The following is a 21,294-nucleotide window of genomic DNA, read 5'->3' on the forward strand; positions in this document are numbered from 1 at the left end:
GGTGACGTCCGGCCTGCGGCTTTTTTTCGTGTCCGTTTCATGCAGTATGGGGGACGTACCATGGCAACCGCATTCTGGGATCGTGATAAGGAAGGCGCTTCGGCGCAGTCTTCCGCCGCGCCCGCTAAAAGCTTCTGGAAAGCCGGCCACGCGCCGACGCTGATCGCCGCCTTCCTCTATTTCGACCTCGCATTCATGGTCTGGGTTCTCTTGGGTCCGCTGGCTCCGGAGATTTCCAAGACGCTGGGGCTGACCCCGGCGGAAAAAGGCCTGATGGTCGCTACGCCTACGCTCGCAGGCGCGCTGCTGCGGGTGGTCAACGGCCTGCTGGTCGATCGCATCGGCCCCAAGCTGTCGGGCGCGATCAGCCAGTTGATCGTCATCGCGGGCCTGTTCGCAGCCTGGTTCATGGGCGTGAACAGTTTTGCCGGAACGCTGGCGCTGGGCGTGATCCTCGGCTTTGCCGGGGCCAGCTTCGCCATCGCCTTGCCACTGGCGAGCCGCTGGTATCCGCCCGAGCATCAGGGCAAGGCGATGGGCCTTGCGGGCATGGGCAATTCCGGCACCGTGCTGGCATCGCTGTTCGCGCCGATGCTGGCAAAGGCATTCGGCTGGAACGCGGTTCTGGGGCTCGCCTGCATCCCGCTCTCGATCGTTTTAGTGATCTACATGGTGATGGCCAAGGACGCGCCGAACCAGCCCGCACCGCGCCGGCTGATCGACTATTTCGCGCCGTTGAAGCAGGGCGATGCCTGGTGGCTGATGGGCTTTTACGCCGTGACGTTCGGTGGTTTCGTGGGGCTTGCCGCATCGCTGCCGATCTACTTCACCGACCAGTTCGGCCTGACACCGATCACCGCCGGCTACTGCACTGCCGCCTGCGTCTTCGCCGGGTCGCTGGTACGCCCGATGGGCGGCGCCATGGCGGACCGGATCGGCGGCGTGAAGGCACTGATTGCGGTCTATCTGGTGGCGGCGCTCGCGCTTGCAGGCGTTGCCAATGCCGCGACCCTGCCTGCAGCGCTGGGACTGTTCGTGCTGGCAATGCTGGCGCTGGGCACCGGGAATGGCGCGGTCTTCCAACTGGTGCCGCAGCGTTTTCAGGCGGAAATCGGCGTCATGACCGGTCTGGTCGGAATGGCGGGCGGCGTCGGCGGGTTTTACCTCGCCAGTTCGCTCGGCCTTGCCAGGCAGATGACGGGCAGCTTCGCGCCGGGCTTCCTGATCTTCGCAGGTCTGGCGGTGGCGGCGCTGCTGGGCATCATTTCAGTCAAGCGCCGCTGGCGCGCGACCTGGAGCACGGGCGCCCGTATCTGAACCGATCGACATCGGGGGCGGGCATTCAGGGTGCCCGCCGTCGTTACCATCCGTCCTTGAGGGGGCACGAATTTCATGCGTTATACGACGGGAATGGGCGCGGCTCTGGCCGCTGCCCCGATGCTCGCCTGCGCGCCGGCCGGCGCTCAGGAGATAACCGTAAAACCTGTGGTCGAGACCCGGCTGCGCTACGAACACGTCGATCAAGATGGACTTGCCGAAACGGCGGATGCGCTGACCATGCGCGCCCGTGCGGGCGTCCAGGCATCGAGCGGACGGCTCAGCGCCACGGTCGTTGCACAGGGCACGCTGGCGGTAGTGGACGATTACTACGACGGCCTGAACGGCGCGGCGACGCGCCCGTTGGTGGCCGATCCGCAGAACGTCGCGCTTTACCTCGCACAGCTTCAGTACAGGACCAAGGCGTTCACGTTGACTGCCGGACGTCAGAAGATCGCGCTCGACGACGAACGCTTCGTCGGCAACATCGCCTTCCGCGACAATGCCCAGACGTTCGACGCCGTGCGCGCCGAAATCGCTCCGGTGAAGGGAGTGAAGCTGGATATCTCCTATGCCTGGAGCGTTCGCACGATCTGGGGCATCGACGGCAATAGCGCGCGCCAGCAGGCGGTGAGCGGGGACAATGTGCTTGCCAATCTGTCGTGGGCCTCTCCGGTCGGCACGCTGACCGGGTTCGCCTATCTCGTCGATCAGGACGAGGCGGCGGTGCAGGGGTTTCGTCAGTCGAGCCGCACGTATGGCGCGCGTCTGGCGGGATCGCGGCCGCTGGCCGCTGCGGTGGGCCTGGCCTATCAGTTCGCTTATGCCCGGCAGTGGGACTATCACCGCAACCCGAACGATTACGCGGCGGACTACTGGCTGGCCGATGTCACGCTCGACCTGAAAGGCTGGAAACTCAACGCCGGACGTGAGGTGCTAGGGGCGAGTGACGGCTTGGCGTTTACCAGTTTCCAGACGCCGCTGGGCACCAATTTCAAGTTCCAGGGCTGGGCGGACAAGTTCCTCACCACGCCTGCGAACGGCGTACGCGATTTCTATCTGGGCGGCGGCTATGGCTGGAAACAGCTGGGTCCGCTGTCCGGCGTGGCGCTGCAGGCGAGTTGGCATCGCTTCGACAGCGACCGGTCAAGCCTGCACTACGGCAACGAAGTGGATCTGCTCGCCTCCGCCAAAGTGAAGAAAACGGCGGTATCGCTGCGCTATGCCCATTACGATGCGCGGCGCTTTGGAGCGGATACCGACAAGGTCTGGCTCCAACTGGATTGGACTTATTGACAAGTAAGGACAGGAATCGCTTGAGTGATCGGGCGATCCCGTTTATTGTGCAGTGCAAGGACGATGATGTCCCAACCATAGCCGAAGCAGCCCATCGACGGGCGGCATAGGCACAAACCATGGCAAAGCCGCCATCCAGACTTTCGGTTCTGAACCGAGGGTCTGGATGGCGGCTTTTTTTGTTTCTGGAGTCACGGGATGGAATTTCAGGACGGGATCGATTCGGCGCAGGCGAGCGGAGAAGACTTCTTCGTGCCGGTAGACGAAGGACGTGAGCACCTTGTCGTGATCGGCAACGGCATGGCCGGGTGCCGCGCGGTGGAGGAACTGCTGGCCCGCGATGCGGGGCGCTACCGCGTCACCATTTTTGGCGCCGAGCCGCATGTGAACTATAACCGCATCATGCTCTCGCCGGTTCTGGCGGGCGAGAAGACTTTCGACGAGATCGTCATCAACACCCGCGAATGGTACGACAGCAACGGCATCGACCTTGTTACCTCCGATCCGATCACGGCGATCGATCGGGCTAGCGGAACGGTTACGGCGCGCTCGGGCCGGGTTGTTCATTATGACCGCTTGCTGATCGCGACCGGTTCCGATCCCTTCATCATCCCGGTGCCCGGCAAGGATCTGCCCGGCGTCATCAGCTTCCGCGACATGCAGGACGTGGATGCGATGCTGGCGGCGGCCGCAGGCGGCGGCGATGCAGTGGTGATCGGGGGCGGCCTGCTTGGTCTTGAGGCCGCGCACGGACTGACCTTGCGCGGCATGAAGGTGACCGTGATCCACCTGATGCCCACACTGATGGAGCGCCAGCTGGACGAGGCGGCGGGCTGGTTGCTCAAGACCGCGCTCGAGGCGCGCGGCCAGACTGTCCTTACCGGCGCGGACACCGCCGAAATCTATGGCAAGGGCAAGGTGGAAGGCGTTCGGCTCAAGGACGGCCGCACCATTCCCGCCAGCCTCGTGGTCATGGCGGTAGGCATTCGCCCCTCGGCGGGGCTGGCGCGCGATGCCGGGCTTGCCGTCGGGCGCGGCATCCAGGTCGACGACCACATGGTGACGAGTGACCCCCGCGTGCTGGCGGTGGGCGAGTGCGTTGAGCACGATGGCAATGTCTATGGCCTGGTCGCGCCGCTGTGGGACATGTGCCGCAGCCTGGCCGATGGCCTGACCGACCGCCACACCGGCTATCGCGGCTCCGTCACGTCGACAAAGCTGAAAGTCGCGGGTCTGGACGTCTTCTCGGCCGGTGACTTTTCTGGCGGTTCGGAATGCGAAGACATCGTACTGCGCGATGCCGCGCGCGGGGTCTACAAGCGCGTGGTGCTGAAGGACAATCGCGTGGTCGGCGCCGTACTCTATGGCGATACCGCAGACGGCGCCTGGTACTTCGACCTGCTCAGGAAGGGCGAGGACGTTTCGGACATCCGCGATCGGCTGATCTTCGGGCAGGCCTACGCCCTGGGCGCAAGCGCGGCCGACCCGCTCGCCGCGGTCGCCGTGATGGCCGACGATGCCGAAATCTGCGGCTGCAATGGCGTCACCAAGGGACAGGTCGTCGGCTGTATCACTGCGGGCGCCTGCAGCCTCGACGCGGTGCGGGCCACCTGCAAGGCATCGGCCAGCTGCGGATCGTGCACCGGGCTGGTCGAGAACCTGCTCGCGCTGACTTTGGGAGGCGAAGTCGAAGCCGGTCCCAAGACCATGTGCAAGTGCACCAGCTTCACCCATGACGATGTTCGCCGCGAGATCGTCGCACAGGGGATGCGTTCGATTCCCGAAGTGATGCACAAGCTGCACTGGAGCACACCAGACGGCTGCTCGTCGTGCCGCCCTGCGTTGAATTACTATCTGCTCTGCGCGCTGCCCGGCGAATACGTGGACGATCAGCAGAGCCGCTTCGTCAACGAACGCATGCACGCCAATATCCAGAAGGACGGCACTTATTCGGTCGTCCCGCGCATGTGGGGCGGGCTCACCAACCCGCGCGAGCTGCGCGCGATCGCGGACGTGGTGGAGAAATACGATGCGCCGATGGTCAAGGTGACCGGCGGCCAGCGGCTCGACATCTTCGGCATCAAGAAGGAAGACCTGCCCGCCGTGTGGGCCGATCTCAACGCTGCCGGCATGGTCTCGGGCCACGCCTATGGCAAATCCCTGCGCACGGTGAAAACGTGCGTGGGCTCCGAATGGTGCCGCTTCGGTACGCAGGATTCCACCGGCCTTGGCGTCCAGATCGAGCGGATGACCTGGGGCTCCTGGATGCCGCACAAGTTCAAGATCGCGGCCTCAGGCTGCCCTCGCAACTGCGCCGAGGCGACGATCAAGGACTTTGGCGTAGTCTGCGTCGACAGCGGCTATGAACTGAGCGTGGGCGGCAACGGCGGCATCAAGGTGCGCGCCACCGACTTCCTGTGCAAGGTGGCGACCGAACAGGAGGTGCTCGATTACTGCGCCGCCTTCACCCAGCTCTACCGTGAGGAAGCCCGCTATCTCGAACGCACAGCGCCGTGGATCGAGCGGATCGGAGTGGAATATGTGAAGCAGCGGATCGTCGAGGACGACGTGGGTCGCGAGGCCCTGCGTGCCCGTTTCCTCTATTCGCAAAGCTTCAGCCAGGAAGACCCCTGGGCCGAACGCGCGGCCGGTCGCCATGCAGACCTGCACCAGCACCTTGAACCCCTTGCCCCTGAAACCTTGGCCGCCGCGGAGTGATCACTATGACCGACTGGATCGATATCGGAACTCTGAACGACATCCCGCAGCGCGGCGCGCGCACGGTGCAGATCGAAGGCGAGAAGGAAATCGCCGTTTTCCGCACGGGAGACGATCACGTTTTCGCGCTTGTCAACGAATGCCCGCACAAGAAGGGGCCGCTGAGCCAGGGCATCGTCCATGGCCATGCGGTGTCCTGCCCGCTGCACAACTGGAACATCGCGCTGGCGACCGGCCAGGCGCAAGGATCGGACTCTGGCTGCACGCCCACTATCGCGGTGCGGCTGGACGGGGGAAGGGTGATGATCGCCCGCCCGCTGCCGCTGCGGGAAGCGGCGTGATGGAGCCGATCATTGCGCCCGGCGAAGTGTGGCTGGTAGGGGCCGGTCCAGGCGATCCCGACCTCCTCACCCGTAAGGCGGAAAAACTGATTGCTGCTGCGGATGTGATTTTTCACGATGCGCTGGTCGGACAGGGCGTGCTCGACCTTGTGCCCGCCGGCGTGGAAATGGTCAGCGTCGGCAAGCGCTCCGGGCGCCATTCCAAGGATCAGCGCACGATCGACGAGCTGCTCGTCGCAGCCGCGCTGGCGGGAAGGCGTGTTGTGCGCCTCAAGGGCGGCGATCCGGCGATGTTCGCGCGTGCGACCGAAGAAATGTCGGCCCTGCGCGGCGCGGGGGTGCGGGTTCGGATATGCCCCGGCATCACGGCGGCCAGTGCAGTTGCGGCTTCTGCGGGGATTTCGCTTTCCCTTCGAGGCATCGCCCGCCGGGTGCAGTTCGTGACTGCGCACAGCCGCAACGGGCAGACCCTGGATCTGGACTGGCAGGCACTGGCGGACCCCGCCTGTACCCTGGCCGTCTACATGGGGCGCGAGGCGGCGCCCGAACTCAGCCTGGCGTTGATCGCAGCGGGTCTGCCTGGCGCGACGCCGGTGCTGATCACCTGCGATGCCTCGCTGCCGCAGGAGCAGCAGTTGCGCACCCGGCTCGACCTGCTGCCGATCGTCATTCAGGCGTTTGCCGAAGATAGGCCGACGCTGATCCTGATCGGCGAAGCCGTCGCCCAGCCCGATGGCTTCGTGCAAGCGCGCGCTACCGCCGAAGCATGCCTCACGCTTGGAATGGCGCGTGGCTACGGCGGCTGAACTTCCCTGCGCGGCAAAGATCGGCTTCGATGCGGCATTGGAAATCGTGCGGGCATCCGCATCTCCGCTGGGCATGGAAACCGTGCCGCTTGCAAAGGCGGGGCGGCGAATTCTGGCGCTGCCTGTAATCGCACAAGTCGATGCACCGCGCCGGGACTGTGCAGCTATGGATGGGTTTGCGGTACGGTCGCAGGACCTGCAGGCCGACGTCACGCGCCTCAGGCTGAGCGGGGAAAGCGCTGCGGGAGGGCCAGTGCCCGCGCTCCTGCGGCCCGGAACGGCGTTTCGTATTTCGACCGGGGCACCGATGCCACCGGGGGCAGACCGTGTGGTAATGCGTGAGTATGCCCGCGTTGACGGCAACTTTGTCCATGTGCCGCCCCTGTCGGACAAACCACACGTGCGCGCGCGGGCTTCGGACATCGCGCGCGGGACAACTCTGCTGGCCCCCGGAACACGGATCGATGCCCGGGCAATGGTCGTCGCTTCCGCTGCCGATCTCGGGGCGGTGACGGTATGGCGCCGACCACGACTGCGCATCCTTGCCAACGGTGACGAACTTGCCGAACCCGGCAGCGCAGGAACGGACGCCGATAAGGTCCCCGACAGCCTCAGCGAAGCCTTGCTGCTGATGGGCCGCCAATGGGGGGCAAAGCCGCTTGGCGTGTCGCGTACGAAAGACAACTCGCAGGACCTGCGAACTGCGGTATCGCACGCGCTGGACGATGCTGATGTGCTTGTCATCGCAGGAGGGGCGTCTGACAGCCATCGTGACCTGGCGCGCTCGGCGCTCTTGCCGTTGGGACTGCAGATCCACTTCGCAGGCGTGTCGATGAAGCCAGGCAAGCCGATCTGGTACGGAAAAATCGCAAGGACTCATGTACTGGGGCTGCCGGGAAATCCGACCGCGGCGTTGACGACCGCTCGGCTATTTATGGCGCCCCTGCTCGCCGCGCTTTCCGGAGCCGGTTTTCACAGTGCGCTGGATTGGCATCAACGCCGCTCGGTGACCGATGTCGCGAAGGGAGGGGATCGCGATCAGTTCCTCTGCGCCTATCGCGATGAGAATGACCGCGTCCAAATCATCGAACGGCAAGAGGCTTCCGCACAGATGATGCTCGCGACAGCCGATTTGCTGGTCGAACGCCGACGGGGAGCATGCGGCGGCGCAGCCGGTACGCTGCTGCGTTGCCTGCGGTTCTAAGCATGGCTGTACTCGGCGGTTGGTCGCTACAAAATCGACCATCTCAAGACATCCAGCCCATTATTTTCGGCTGAACTACAGGCGGTCCGGTTCTGGCGGTTCGTGCCGAATTACCCGTTCATGATCGCCGCGATGAACAGCAAATCTCACTTTAATCTGCCGGTTTCTGGTCGAGTGCGATGCCGGTCCGGCAGGTCTATCCTGCACTTGGGTCTCGCGGTGTGGGAACCTCGCTTCCAATATTCGTGAGTTTTGACATGCGGGGCTCCGCAGCTTGCCTGTCAGGATATGGAGGGGCATGACGGCAGAATGAAACGGCAAAGCAGCGCGCATCAACATGGTGAAACGACGATAGAAGACGTGGCGACTGCTGCGGGGGTTTCCGTTCGGACGATATCTCGTGTTATCAATAATTCGCCGCTGGTGAACCAGGCCACCCGTTTGCAAGTCGAGCAGGTCATTGCCCACTTGAGATTCACCCCCAGCTCACGTGCGCGAGGACTGGCCCTGCGGCGATCCTTCCTGATCGGGCTGGTCCATAACGACCACAATGCATTGGTATTGGATTCTATACAAAGAGACGTAATAACCGCGACCGCACGCAGCGGCTATGAGCTGATTACGCACCCCAACTCCCTTGAATCCCAAGCGGCGATTGATGAAATCCTCGCGTTCGTAGAACGGTCACGGGTTGATGGGCTGATCGTCCTTCCCCCAATCTCGGGCATCCCTGGCCTGGCAGACGCCTTGTCGGACGCCGGAATCCTCGCTGTGGCACTATCATCCGTGCCTATCGCAGGCTTCAGCGATGTAATCATCAGCAAAGAGCGTGAAGCCGGCGCCGACGTCGCCCGCTACCTCATGGACCTTGGCCACCGCAGTCTGGGCATCGTCAATGGCCCGGTAGAGGTTAGTTCCGCGCAAGAACGCCGAGCCGGGTTCGTCGATGAGGCGTTATCCGCAGGCGCTTCCGTTGTCGAAGCTGCCGGGGATTATCGCTTCGCCTCCGGCGTGGCAGCCGCCGACCATCTTCTCTCGCTAGCCCGGCGGCCTACCGGAGTATTCGCCGCGAACGATATCATGGCGGCAGCAATGCTGAAGGTTGCGGCAATTCGCGGCATTTTGATCCCTGGCGATCTATCCGTCGTCGGTTTCGATGGCAGCATGATCACACAGATGCTTACGCCTGCGTTGGCCTCAGTCTACCGCCCTTTCGGAGCCATGGCCCAAGGCGCTGCGTTGCGCCTGATAGCGCGGATCGAGGGCAAGGAACTCCCCCCCCGGCCCGATGTTCGATTGCGAATAATTCCCGCTGAATCAACTGGTCCCGCCAAGAGGCCCTGATAGCAAGAAAAGGCTCTCATCCGGCGAAGGATGAGAGCCTGTAGGTTGACGCTCAGGGAGGCTGAGCGTGGTAACTGGCTGAAATGGAGCAGCTATTTCTCGAAGAAGCCCCAATCGATGTCGGCGGCCTCGTCCGATTGCCGGGATGATTGCGATGTCTTTGCAGGAGACAGACGCAGTTCGAAACGGGTGGGCTCAAGCTTCGACCGGTATTGTGGGAGGGGCCGGCCCAGATCGCTCCACTGATTGTCTCCGCCAACACCCCATTGCGAGACGTCGACGAGCAAAGTGCCTTGAGGCCCAGGTGTGATGTCAGTCCACTTCCAGGTCCCCGGCGGGCGGCGATAAAGTTTGGAGTAGGCAAACGGCAGGGCGTTCATCATCAGTGGCTGCGTGCCCTCGACATGCAAGCCGCGCCCGGCGCCCGATAGTTCCATCCAACGGACATCGACCTTGTTGCCGGTTTCCTGCGGCCGGCTGTAGTCGTGAGGCTGATCGGCAAGGGCGCCTCGCCAGATGCCGATGGGTGCGCCTACCTTGCGGTCGACATACGTCTCATGAGGACCCCTGCCATACCATTTGGCGGTGTCCAGTTCGACCGGGAGATCGAACGCCAATCCGATCCGATAGGGCGGCGGCAAATCCGTTTTCACCGGTGTAAAGTTCGCGGTCACCGAGACCGATCCGTCGCCTTCCATCCGGTAAGTCGATTGAAACTTCGCCACTCCGAGTGTGTCGCCCCGGCCCAGAGCAAATTCCACGACGACGGACTTGCCGCCGTTCGGTTCCGTGCGCAATGCGAAGGACGTGACGCGGCGCTGCTCGCTCAACTCCTTCCAGATCGCGAGTTGCTTGACGACACCTGTCCCGAGCCCGTTATCAGTTTCGGCGCGCCAGAAGTTCGGTGCGCCGCCCTGTATAAGAGGACGTCCATTCTGGCTGTAGGATTGTATGAGGCCGGATTTGCGGTCGATCACAAGCGACGATCCAGCGGCTGCGAAGCGTAGTACGTTCGCCCCCTCCGTCACGGAAACCTTCCCGGAACGATCCGCCTTTGACGAAGCGGCCGCCTGCAACGCAAATTGCTCCCACGCCATGACTGTTCCTGCGGCGACAAGCGGGGTCGTTCCCTGTTTTGCCCGGGCCCTCAAGGTCAGGATATATTCGGCGTCTGGATCGCGGCGAAAGTTGGTGAGTGGAAGGGCGATCGACCCGCTGCCCCGCGCTGCGACTTCCGGCGGCGAGATCTGGCCGTGGGCGATGATCTTGCCGTTTTCCAGCACCTGCCAATCGAAGTCGTACCCGGACAGGTCGAGGAAGTCCTGGCGATTGCGGACCGTAACGCTACCGCTGGCTGCATCGAAATCGGCGAATTGCACTGGTTCGGAAACTTTGCGGAGATCGTAGAAGGCCGGGTGCGGCGTTCGGTCCGACTGTATGACGCCGTCCCCGAATTCGATGTCGCCCGTAGGATTGGGTCCGTACTCGGCGCCGTCAGCCCAGTATCTCCGTCCGTCCTTGGTATAGCCGTACATCGACTGGTCGACCCAATCCCAGATGAAGCCGCCCTGCAGCTTGTGCGGATGAGCGTGAATCGTGTCCCAGTATTCCTTCAAGTTTCCTCCCGAGTTGCCCATCATATGAGCATACTCGCACTGGATCATTGGTTGGCGATAGGACCAGTTCTTGGCATAATCGTCCATCTTGGCCGCCGGGTCGTACATCGGTGCATATATATCCGCGTACCAGTTGGGCCGATGGTCGCCCACCGCCAGCGGACCCCAGCCCAGATAGCTGAGCAGGCGTCCCGGGTCGCGGGCCTTTACTGCCTTGGCCGCCTCCTCGAACGTCGGGCCGATGCCCGCCTCGTTGCCAAGCGACCAGAAGATCACGGACGGGTGGTTCTTGTCGCGTTCGACCATGTTCATGATGCGCGAAAGATGCGCATCACGCCACGCTGGATCGAACCCGATCTGATACTTTGCCCGCTCCTCCGGTACGCGGTTGCCATATTCCATGTAGGCGTGGCTCTCGATATTGGCCTCGTCCATCACGTAGAGGCCATAACGATCCGCAAGCTCATAAAGGTAGGGGTCGTTAGGGTAGTGGGCGGTCCGGATTGCGTTGATGTTGTTCTGCTTCATCAGACGGACATCGCGTTCCATCGACTCGCGGGAAATCACATGAAACGTCTCGGGATCGTGCTCATGGCGGTTGACGCCGCGGATCATGATGGGCTTGCCGTTCACGGTGACCAGGCCATCGGCGATTGCGACCGTCCGAAAGCCGACACGCGCCGGGGTGGATTGCAGCAGCTTGCCGGACCCGTCTTCCAGTTCGATCAGTGCGGTGTAAAGGTTCGGCGTTTCTGCGCTCCAGGCACGCACGGAGGGGACGTTACCCGTCAGGGTCACAGGGCGCTCCCTCGCGGACGCCGCTATGGAAACGCTCTGGCGCAACACGACCTTGTCGCCGTCCATCAATGTCAGTTTGACGCGCCCTTTAGCGCCAGGCGTCGCCGTGACGTCCACCGCCAACACCCCGTCGGTGTACGCGTCATCCAGATCGGCGCGAATGAAATGGTCGCGAATTCTCGATTTGGGCGCAGCGGTTAAAAAGACGTCCCGCTCGATCCCGGACACGCGCCAGAAGTCCTGGTCTTCGAGGTAGGACCCATCGGACCACCTGAAAACTTGTATTGCGACAGTATTGGCGCCCGCGTGGACATATTGCGCCACATTGAATTCGGAAGGCAGCTTGCTATCTTCCGAATATCCGACCTTTCGGCCGTTCACCCAGACGTAGTAGGCTGACCCGGCCGCTCCGATATGAAGGATCACGTCCTGACCCGTCCATCGCGCCGGCACTTCGAAGTCCCGGCGGTAGAACCCCACGGGGTTGGTTTCGTGAGGGATGAGCGGGCGGTCGGCTACGAAGGGATATCGCCAGTTGTTGTAACGCGCCTGGTCGTAGCCCTCCGCCTGCCAGTCGGCGGGTACCTTTATGGATGCCCAACCCGAAACGTCGTAGCCGGGTTGCTCGAAACCAACCGGCAGCTTGTTGGCATCTGGTGAGAACGAGAACTTCCATTGGCCGTTGAGCGAAAGGAACCGCGACGACTGATCGGGACGACCCGCCATCGCAAGCTCGCGGCTTTCGTATGGGAACCCGGTGGCGCTCGCCGGCAGCTTGCCGATGGCGAAGACTGCCGGATTTTCCCAGTCCGGCCTGGCCGGGTCCACCTGCACGGCCTGGACTTGCGGATCGCCAGCGGCGATCGCCGGGGCAGGCATCACAATGCAAGCCGTAGTCAATAGCCACCCGAAACGCGACATCCTCAACCTCTTCAAATTTGCCTGTCCAGGCATTGCTGGTCATCATGCCGCGCAAAGAGGTGGAACCAGCGGGAGGGACAGGCAAATTCTCCTGCTACGGTTCCACCTTCCGGGCCTCGGGTCGTCAGGTCTTCAGGCGAACGACCAAACCGATCCGCCGATCCACCACGCTGTTGAAGCGCGGACGGATAGTCTCGCCGAAGTAGGTGTTGGTGGACGAGTTCAGCAGGTTGGAGGCATCTACGGATATGTCGAAGTGGTCATTCACGACGTAGCCGATCGAAGCATCAAGCTGATTGAAGGGCCTGACGTAGATCGGCAGGGCGCCTGAACCGGGGCCGCTGGTGGTTTCGACATAGTCATCGCGCCAGGTATAGGCGATGCGGGCGCGAAAGCCATCCTTCTCATAGAAGCCGACAAGGTTGTAGCTGTGCTTGGACAGCCCTTCGAGAGGCACACTTTGACCCGCCAGTGGCCCGGGAGCTTTCGATTTCACGTACGTATAATTCGCCTGCACGCCCAGGCCATCCAAAGGCGATGGCAGGAAGTCGAAGAACGTCTGCGCGCCGACTTCGAAGCCTTTGATGGTCCCGTTGTCGCCGTTACGTGGCCGGTTGATGTCTGCCTGCGTGGTATTGGGATAAGCGGGAAGGTTCACCGTTTCGCGCGAGATGAAGTTCTGGATGAAGCCCGTCACATCCTTCTTGAAGCCAGAGAGGTACGCGTAGCCGTTCGCGCTGAAGTAATACTCCAGGCTGATGTCGTAAGATGTCGACTTCAGGGGCTTCAAGTCGGGGTTGCCCGCATTGATGTTCAGGATGCCGCTGGCGGCGAGCGAAGTGACGTTCAATGTCGGGCTGAGGCTGCCAAATCCCGGCCGGGTCAGCTGCTTCGCGGCGGCCAGGCGCACGACCAGTTCGGGCGTGATCTTTACGCGCAAGTTCGCACTGGGCAGGAAGTCGTTGTAGCTCGAACTCTGGTTTATCGGCGAAGTGGCGCCGGTGGGAGCCGTAACTACACCGTCGGTAGATAGCGCGGTGCGCACGTAACGGGCGCCGATGGTGCCGTCCACGGGCAAGCCAAGCGGATCGAGGTCGAAGCTCGCCTGCCCATAAGCCGCGTAAGTGCGTTCGCGCTGCGAGTAGGTGTTGTTCGGGTTGAACTGCGGCGCGCAGACGGTGTCGCCGAACAACCGGCAAAGGCGGGCCTGATCGCGCTGGATCGCAACGGGGACGGACAAGACGACGTTCATGGGATTCGGCACGCTGCCATTACGGTAGAAGTCGCGGGCCAGGTTAATCGGCATGAACGCTTCAGGCAGCAGCGTTCCCGGGAAGGTATTAGGGCGCAAACTCATAAAAGGGGTTGAGGTCATAACGGCCGCGTGATTCAGGTGCCTCCAGACATGGAGGGTTGAATGGCGCGTCGCCGGTATGAACTGTCGGATCGGGAGTGGGCGATTATCGAGCCCCTGCTGCCCAATAAACCCCGCGGCGTGCCCCGGGTCGATGATCGGCGGGTGCTCAACGGTATCATGTGGCGCTTTCGTTCAGGAGCACCTTGGGCGGAAATTCCCGAACGTTATGGGCCGCCGACCACGTGCTACAACCGGTTTGTCCGCTGGCGCAAAGCAGGGGTCTGGGATCGGCTGCTGGCGGCGGTTTCAGCGGGCTTCAACGGCGAACTGGTGATGATCGATTCCACCTGCGTGCGCGTCCACCAGCATGGTGCGACGGCAAAAAGGGGGGATCCAGCGATCATGGCATGGGACGTTCCAGGGGCGGCCTTACGACCAAACTCCACGCTCTTGTCGACGCTGATGGACGTCCTGTCGGCCTGAGGCTTACCGGCGGCCAGGTCCACGATGCTTGCGAGGCAGAGGCCTTGATCGAAGGCATTCCTGAAGGCGCTACATTGCTGGGCGACAAGGGCTACGACAGCAACGCCATCCGCGAGGCTGCGGCAGCTAGGAACGTCTGGGCCAACATTCCTAACCGATCCAACCGCAAGCAGCGCTACGGGTTTTCGTCATGGCTCTACCGCCAGCGCAATCTGGTCGAGCGCTTCTTCAGCCGGATCAAGCAGTTCCGGGGCATCGCTACCCGGTATGACAAGTATGCCGAAAACTATCTCGCCGCCGTCAAACTCATCTGCACCCGACTGTGGTGTGCTGCGTAATGAGTCTACGCCCTAGCTGGCTGACCGGGTGCGGCGGGCGGGAAGTGGTTCTGCGTTCCCTGCATGCGCGTGACGTCGCGGGTCGTCAAACGACCGCCGATGGAAACCGACTTCAAGATCGAATCGAAGAACGTGTACTCCGCGTCCAGTCTGCCTGCCAGGCCATCGCTTTTCGCCACTTCGCGCTGGGCGAAGGATTCGAGGAACTTGTACTTTGAAATATTATTGAAGTCGAAGCCGCTGAGATTGAGAAGCGCCTGATCGCCGCCAGTGTCAAAATCGAGCCGGGTTCCGGCGGTATTCCCGTTGTTGCCTACGCGAGTGGCGTTGAAGTCACTCGTCCGCTTTGAATTGGTGTAGGCGATATCCGTGCTGAGCTTCAGATTATCGGTTGCGTTCCATTCGCCGCCGCCAGCAATTTGCCACACATAGGACCGGCTGGGCGCTTCGCTGGCATTGGCCGTGAATTCGACGTCGCGATACGAACCGGATTTGACGACATTTGTGCCCTCATGGAACGTGAAGTCTGCGTCGCCGGCAGCAAGTAGAGGGCCACGATTGGCGTATGCCAGATAGCCGCTCTGATTATAATCGTACTTGTTGTAGAAGCCTTCGACGTAGAGCGACAGACGGCTGCTAGGCTTCCACTGTACAGCGCCATTGAAGGCCGTCCGTTTCCGGTCGGTTATTTCGATCGTTGCGCCGCCGCCGTTGGGAGAAAGTACGGCATCGCCTGGATCAACCTGCTGAGCGGCCGCGTTGGAAGCGTTGCGGCCGCCGAATACGCCATTCCCATTGAAATCGACAATGTTATAGCGGTTGTTGAACGGCTCCATTCCTTGCTGATCGCGGCGTCCGGCCGACCTGATGACGGCCGCGCCAATCAATACGCCGATCTCGCCGATGCCGGTATCAAAACGGGTGGAAACGAGGCCGGATATCTGGGGCCGTGATTTGTCCACGAAATCATAATAGTTGTTGCGCAGGCTAAGGCTGGCTTGAAAACCCTTGAAATCGAATGGACGACGGGTCTTCAGATTGACGACGCCGCCGAGCCCGCCTTTAATCAGCGTGGCCGAGGGGTTCTTATAAACATCGATCCCTGCGAGGACTTCAGCCGGGATGGCCTCCAAGGACAAACTTCGACCATTATCGCTGAACGCTTCCCGGCCATTGATCAGGGTATTTACTTGGGAGAGGCCTCGGATAGAAATCCCACTGCCTTCGCCATGGTGCCGGGTGATCTGAATACCCGGGATACGCTGGAGGGCTTCCGCGAGATTGTTGTCCGGCAATTTGCCAATGTCTTCAGCAACGATCGAATCGACGATTTCTGAGGAATTTCGCTTTATGTTCTGCGCGTTCTGCAGGCTCTGGCGAAAACCTGTTCCGACGATATCGCTTGCAGTTGGGCCTTCGCTTCCGTCATCCGCAGTAGGAATGTCTTCCGCGGACCCGGGAGCCGGGCTTTCAACTTGGGCGATGGCCGGCCCGTTCATGAAAATGGCTACCGCGCCTGTGGACGCCAGAAGCGCGACCTTCATCCGATAAAAACGCATATTCCCCTCCGTTTTAACTCAAGCCAAAAGGCCCGTGATTCGACCATCTCCAAGCGTCGAAACGCTACTTGGCGATCTTTGATTTTGTCGGAGTATTGAGGTCGCTTAGGAGTGTCAATAATTGTTGTCTACCGCTGGCATTGTACGATGCCAGCGGTAGCAATTTGGTTTTGTGAGGGTATAACGCGGTTAGTCCGTGATCCGGTTGGTTTCCCAGTTGTCGGATTTATCAATGAGCAGGCGTTTCAACGCTGCCAAAAAAATGAACTAAAGCGAGAAGTCAGGGCGAATGGATGCAGGGCATGGCGGCGGGCTGAATACCGCGTCAACAGATCCAACCAGGGTAGGCCGCTATCGCTGGGTCGTGGTGGCGCTGCTGTTCGCGGCCACCGCGATCAACTACATCGACCGGCAGATGATCGGCGTGCTCAAACCGACGCTAACGGCCGAGTTCCACTGGACCGAATCGGACTTCGCTGGAATCGTCTTCTGGTTCCAGGTGGCCTATGCGATCGGCTATCTGTCGTTCGGTAAGGTCGTCGACGTTTTCGGCGCAAGGCTGGGCTACACCATTGCCATCGTCATCTGGACCGTGAGCCACATGGCCCACGGCTTCGCCACCGGCATGGTATCCTTCGCAATGGCGCGTTTCGGCCTCGGCATCGGCGAATCGGGCAATTTCCCCGCTGGCATTCGTGCCGTCACCGACTGGTTTCCGCAGAAGGAACGCGCCTACGCGATCGGCTTGTTCAACGCTGGCGCCAATGTCGGCGCCATCATCACCCCTTTGCTCGTGCCGCTGCTGGTGCTGTGGTTCGACTGGCGCATGGCCTTCTTCGTCACCGGCCTGTTCGGCATCATCTGGCTGGCGGTGTGGTGGATGGTCTATCGCCACCCGAGCGAGCACATGCGCGTCGGCGCCGCCGAACTCGCATGGATACGGCAGGACCCGGCCGACCCGGTCGAGAAGATCGGCTGGGGCCGCCTGCTCACGGTCAAGGAAACCTGGGCCTATGCGCTCGGCAAGTTCCTCATCGATCCGATCTGGTGGTTCTTCCTGTTCTGGCTGCCGGGCTACCTGTTCGAGCGCTACGATCTTGACCTCAAGACCTTCGGCCTGCCGCTCGCCGCGATCTACCTGATCTCGGACATCGGCAGTGTGGCTGGCGGCTGGATGTCCTCCAAGCTCATCAAGTCGGGCCGCACGCCCAACTTCTCGCGCAAGGCGACGATGCTGCTCAGCGCGGTCTGCGTGCTGCCGATCTGGTTTGTGCAGGGAATCGACAACGTCTGGATGGCGGTGCTGGTGATCGGCCTTGCCACAGCGGCCCATCAGGCGTTTTCGGCCAACCTCTATACGCTGCCGTCCGACGTCTTCCCGCGCGGTGCGGTGGGCTCGGTGGTCGGCATCGGTGGCACTCTGGGCGCCTTTGGCGGCATGGGTATGGCGCTGTTCGCCGGCTACATCCTCGACGCGACGCACAGCTACGAGGTGCTATTTGCCCTCTGCGCCAGTGCCTACCTGCTGGCCCTGCTGGTGGTCCACATTCTTAGCCCGCGCCTCGAACTGGTTTCGCGGCAGTCGCTGCGTAAATGAGCGCCGTCACCGGTCCTCTCCAGACGATGAGTGAAGGTGCATTTGCAGATGTTCGATGCTTTGCGATGACTGCTGGTGTCGGTGTGATGTGCCGAGGGGAATTGTTGAGTCACAAGCGGCAGTAGGAAGAGCAGCCGTGGCCACGCGAAATGGGCGAACGCGTTGCCAACGGCCTTATGTAAACCCTTGATATGTAAAGTATTTAATCGCAGTATTCGGCGAATGCTGCCAAATATCTCCTGGTAAAGTCAGTTGGCAAGCGAGTGTGTTTTCTCAACAAAAGGCCCGCTTATGCTCAGGCACGTTTTTCACTGCCACGCGTTGCCCCGGGATGCCAGCACTGACCCTCATTCCGATCCTTGGTGACCAACTCACGTTTGGGATCGCCTCGCTCCAGGGCGTTCCGAAAACGGACGCCGTGGTGCTGCTGATGGAAGTGCATGAGGAGACAAAATATGTCCGCCATCACAAACAGAAGATCGCGCTGATTTTTTCCGCCATGCGTCACTTCGCTGCCGCGCTTGAGCGCGATGGCTGGCGAGTGGATTATGTGGGCCTCGACGATGAGCACAATTCGGGCAGTTTCACCGGAGAAATTCGGCGCGCGGTACAACGCCATGGCCCCTCGCGCATCCGCGTTGTCGAACCCGGCGAATATCGAGTCCGCGAAATGATGAACGGTTGGGCTGCGGATTTGGGCCTTGCTGTAGATATTCTTCCCGATGACCGCTTCGTCTGCACGATCGACGATTTTCGGCAGTGGGCCGAAGGTCGCCGCGAACTGGTTATGGAAAACTTCTACCGGGGAATGCGCCTCAGAACCGGCCTGCTTATGGACGGCGACGGACCGGAGGGCGGCGAGTGGAACTACGATGCCCAGAACCGGGCTGCGCCTGACCGATATCTTCGCCCGCCTACGGTGCCGCGTTTCGAACCCGATGCCATAACCCGCGAAGTGCTGGATTTGGTCGCGGTACGTTTCGCCGATCATTTTGGAGACCTTGAGGCGTTCGGCTGGCCAGTCACTGCCGCGCAGGCGGACGAGGCGCTGGACGCCTTCATCGGCGAGCGCCTTGCGGGTTTCGGCAAGTATCAGGATGCCATGGTCCACGGTGAGGACGACCTGTTCCACTCGCTCCTATCCACCTCGATCAACCTGGGCCTGCTCGATCCGATCGACTGCTGTCGGCGGGCGGAGGCGGCCTATCATTCCGGAGACGCCCCTCTCAACGCCGTGGAGGGGTTCATCCGCCAGATCATTGGTTGGCGCGAGTACATTCGCGGAATGTACTGGCTGGAGATGCCGGCACTGCGCGAAGCCAATGCTTTGGATGCCCGGCGACCGTTGCCCGAGTTTTATTGGACCGGGGAAACCGATATGCGCTGCATGGCGGATTGCGTGCGCTCGACCCGCAGCAATGCGCACGCCCATCACATACAGCGCCTCATGGTGCTCGGGAACTTCGCGCTTATCGCTGGGATCGAGCCGCAGCAGGTCGAGGACTGGTTCCTCGTCGTCTACGCAGATGCCTTTGAGTGGGTGGAATTGCCGAACGTCGCAGCAATGGCGCTCTGGGCGGACAAAGGGCGACTTGCGTCCAAGCCTTACGCCGCTAGCGGTAATTACATCAACAAGATGTCCGATTACTGCGGGGATTGCCGATACACGGTGTCGAAGAAATTCGGGTCGGGGGCGTGCCCGTTCAATCCGCTTTACTGGCATTTCATGCATCGCCACCGCCGGCTGTTCGAGGGTAATCGACGGATCAGCAGGGTTTATGCAACGTGGGATCGCATGTCTGCGGACAAGCAGCAGGCATACCTCGATAGCGCGGACACCTTCCTGCAGACGTTGGTGCCTGCCGCCCCCGGCTGGGCACGAGACTGATGCCGACATGGCTGGACGCAGGAATGTTGCAGGACATCGGGCTCAGACCTTCTTAGGAAAAATCTGCTAATTCGGCGGAAAAGCCACACAATCTGACCATCGATAAAATATCGATGTTGCTTTTTTGAGCGCCGAGCGTTGTGCTACTTGTTGAACATACGACGCGGGCGGTAATGGCATACGACGACACGAGAATTTCGACCGGTAACTCGGGCCTGGACAAGATTTTGCGCGGCGGGTTGCCGCCAAACCGGGTGTACCTTGTCGAAGGTTCGCCCGGGTCCGGCAAGACGACCCTTTCATTGGGCTTCCTGCTCGACGGCAAGAGCAAGGACGAACGGACGCTTTACATCACGCTGTCGGAAACCAGCGAGGAAATGAAAGCCGTCGCCGAGTCTCATGGCTGGAGCCTGGACGGCGTAACGCTGTTCGAACTGGCATCCGCTGACGAGGTTCTCGGACCCGGCCGCGAACAGTCGATCCTTCACAGCTGGGAGATGGAACTGGGCGGTACGATCCAACTCATCAAGGATGAGGTCGAGCGGATAAAGCCAAGCCGGGTGGTTTTCGACAGTCTCTCGGAAATGCGACTTCTGGCGCAGGATCCGCTGCGTTATCGCCGCCAGTTGCTCTATCTCAAGCAGTTCTTTGCAGGTCTCAGCACGACTGTGATCCTGGTCGACGACCTCACCGGCTCGAATGGCGGACGCGACAATCACCTGCATAGCCTGTGCCACGGCGTGATTACGCTGGAGCGGCTCACCCTGGACTTTGGCGCCGCCCGCCGCCGCCTTCAGGTGCAGAAGCTGCGCGGAGTGGATTTCGTCGCGGGTTACCATGATCTGATCATCCGCAAAGGCGGCCTGGATATCTTCCCGCGTCTGATCGCGTCGGATTTTCACACGCCCTTCCTTGGCGAGGCCATCGCCAGCGAGGTTCCTGAGCTTGACGCCCTGCTTGGCGGGGGACCTGCCAACGGTACCAGCACCTTGATCACCGGGCCTGCTGGCTCGGGGAAAACCACGCTTGCTCTGCAATACGTCGCCGCAGCATGCAGGCGCGGTGAAAGGGCCGTAATCTACGAGTTTGACGAGAGGATCGGCACCCTTATCGCCCGCGCCATGGCGTTCGGGATTGATCTTCAATCTTTCATCGACGGGGGGTGTCTGGCGATCCGCCAGATAGACCCGGCCGAGATCGCGCCGGGTGAATTCTCAGCGATGGTTCGCGCGGAAATTGAAAACAACGAGGCCCGTGTTATCGTGATCGACAGCCTGAACGGGTATGTCGCCGCTATGCCCCAGGAACAACAATTGATCCTGCAACTGCACGAGCTGCTATCTTACCTTAATCAGGCCGGGGTCGCCACGTTTCTGATTAACCCGCAGCAGGGTTTCTTCGGCACGATGAGCACGACTGAGATCAATGTGTCGTATATAGCTGACATCGTCATCCTGCTGCGGTTCTTTGAAGCAGACGGCCGAATTAGAAAGGCGATTTCCGTCGTCAAGAACCGCAGTGGTTCCCACGAAGACACCATCCGCGAATTTCGGGTCGATGCCAGAGGTGTGCGCGTAGGCGAAGCGCTGTCTGCATTTCGGGGCGTGCTGACTGGAACTCCGCAATATACGGGATCTCAGCGACCGCTACTGGAAGATCGTGGCTCCGGTGCATAGGACTGCTGCCCAAGGTTACCGTGTTCTTGTCGTTA

13 protein-coding genes and 1 pseudogene are annotated in these 21,294 nt (G+C 61.3%); 11 read left to right on the plus strand and 3 right to left on the minus strand.

Annotation, left to right across the window (positions count from 1 at the left end):
• Positions 1 to 60 precede the first annotated feature (60 nt).
• The 7 genes from TQ38_RS22815 (at position 61) to TQ38_RS22845 (ending at position 9,026) form a co-directional block, all read left to right on the plus strand.
• Entirely contained in the window at positions 61 to 1,317 is a 1,257-nt protein-coding gene (locus TQ38_RS22815) for a NarK/NasA family nitrate transporter (protein ID WP_043978307.1), read from the plus strand.
• 75 nt (positions 1,318 to 1,392) lie between these two features.
• Positions 1,393 to 2,613, plus strand: a complete 1,221-nt coding sequence (locus TQ38_RS22820) for a hypothetical protein (RefSeq protein ID WP_043978305.1) — start codon at positions 1,393 to 1,395, stop codon at positions 2,611 to 2,613.
• 198 nt (positions 2,614 to 2,811) lie between these two features.
• On the plus strand, positions 2,812 to 5,331 hold the full coding sequence (nirB, locus tag TQ38_RS22825) for a nitrite reductase large subunit NirB (protein WP_043978302.1): 2,520 nt from the start codon (positions 2,812 to 2,814) through the stop codon (positions 5,329 to 5,331).
• Positions 5,332 to 5,336: 5 nt separating this feature from the next.
• Positions 5,337 to 5,672, plus strand: a complete 336-nt coding sequence (gene nirD / locus TQ38_RS22830; RefSeq protein ID WP_043978300.1) for a nitrite reductase small subunit NirD — start codon at positions 5,337 to 5,339, stop codon at positions 5,670 to 5,672.
• Positions 5,672 to 6,478: a uroporphyrinogen-III C-methyltransferase gene (gene cobA / locus TQ38_RS22835; RefSeq protein WP_043978298.1), complete on the plus strand. Its 807-nt coding sequence runs from the start codon at positions 5,672 to 5,674 to the stop codon at positions 6,476 to 6,478. Before nirD ends, cobA begins: the two co-directional genes overlap by 1 nt.
• A complete protein-coding gene (locus TQ38_RS22840; RefSeq protein WP_082057868.1) occupies positions 6,405 to 7,682 on the plus strand; it encodes a molybdopterin molybdotransferase MoeA in 1,278 nt (425 codons plus the stop codon). Before cobA ends, TQ38_RS22840 begins: the two co-directional genes overlap by 74 nt.
• A 309-nt stretch (positions 7,683 to 7,991) precedes the next feature.
• The gene (locus TQ38_RS22845; RefSeq protein ID WP_043978295.1) at positions 7,992 to 9,026 is read left to right on the plus strand and encodes a LacI family DNA-binding transcriptional regulator; all 1,035 of its coding nucleotides are present in this window, start codon (positions 7,992 to 7,994) and stop codon (positions 9,024 to 9,026) included.
• A 92-nt stretch (positions 9,027 to 9,118) separates the two neighbouring features.
• Here the strand turns inward: TQ38_RS22845 and TQ38_RS22850 are convergent, their stop codons facing one another.
• Both TQ38_RS22850 and TQ38_RS22855 read right to left on the minus strand, forming a co-directional pair.
• Complete coding sequence (locus TQ38_RS22850; RefSeq protein WP_240198183.1) at positions 9,119 to 12,319, minus strand: glycoside hydrolase family 2 TIM barrel-domain containing protein; 3,201 nt, start codon at positions 12,317 to 12,319, stop codon at positions 9,119 to 9,121.
• A gap of 166 nt (positions 12,320 to 12,485) precedes the next feature.
• Positions 12,486 to 13,667: a TonB-dependent receptor gene (locus TQ38_RS22855; protein WP_052505910.1), complete on the minus strand. Its 1,182-nt coding sequence runs from the start codon at positions 13,665 to 13,667 to the stop codon at positions 12,486 to 12,488.
• A gap of 111 nt (positions 13,668 to 13,778) precedes the next feature.
• Here TQ38_RS22855 and TQ38_RS22860 point away from each other — a divergent pair.
• A pseudogene (locus TQ38_RS22860) lies at positions 13,779 to 14,539 on the plus strand (IS5 family transposase).
• Positions 14,540 to 14,544: 5 nt separating this feature from the next.
• Here TQ38_RS22860 and TQ38_RS22865 read toward each other — a convergent pair.
• Positions 14,545 to 16,098 (minus strand): TonB-dependent receptor, encoded by a 1,554-nt coding sequence (locus tag TQ38_RS22865; protein ID WP_082057452.1) that lies wholly within the window; start codon positions 16,096 to 16,098, stop codon positions 14,545 to 14,547.
• Positions 16,099 to 16,387: 289 nt separating this feature from the next.
• Between TQ38_RS22865 and TQ38_RS22870 the strand changes: the two genes are divergently transcribed.
• The 3 genes from TQ38_RS22870 to TQ38_RS22880 all read left to right on the plus strand — a co-directional run bounded on the left by TQ38_RS22870 (position 16,388) and on the right by TQ38_RS22880 (position 21,259).
• On the plus strand, positions 16,388 to 17,695 hold the full coding sequence (locus TQ38_RS22870; RefSeq protein ID WP_043969949.1) for an MFS transporter: 1,308 nt from the start codon (positions 16,388 to 16,390) through the stop codon (positions 17,693 to 17,695).
• Between the two features lie 331 nt (positions 17,696 to 18,026).
• Entirely contained in the window at positions 18,027 to 19,583 is a 1,557-nt protein-coding gene (locus TQ38_RS22875) for a cryptochrome/photolyase family protein (protein WP_043969950.1), read from the plus strand.
• Positions 19,584 to 19,756: 173 nt separating this feature from the next.
• Positions 19,757 to 21,259: an ATPase domain-containing protein gene (locus TQ38_RS22880; protein WP_043969951.1), complete on the plus strand. Its 1,503-nt coding sequence runs from the start codon at positions 19,757 to 19,759 to the stop codon at positions 21,257 to 21,259.
• Positions 21,260 to 21,294 lie beyond the last annotated feature (35 nt).

Origin of the sequence: Novosphingobium sp. P6W (assembly GCF_000876675.2) — a bacterium.
Classification (GTDB): domain Bacteria; phylum Pseudomonadota; class Alphaproteobacteria; order Sphingomonadales; family Sphingomonadaceae; genus Novosphingobium.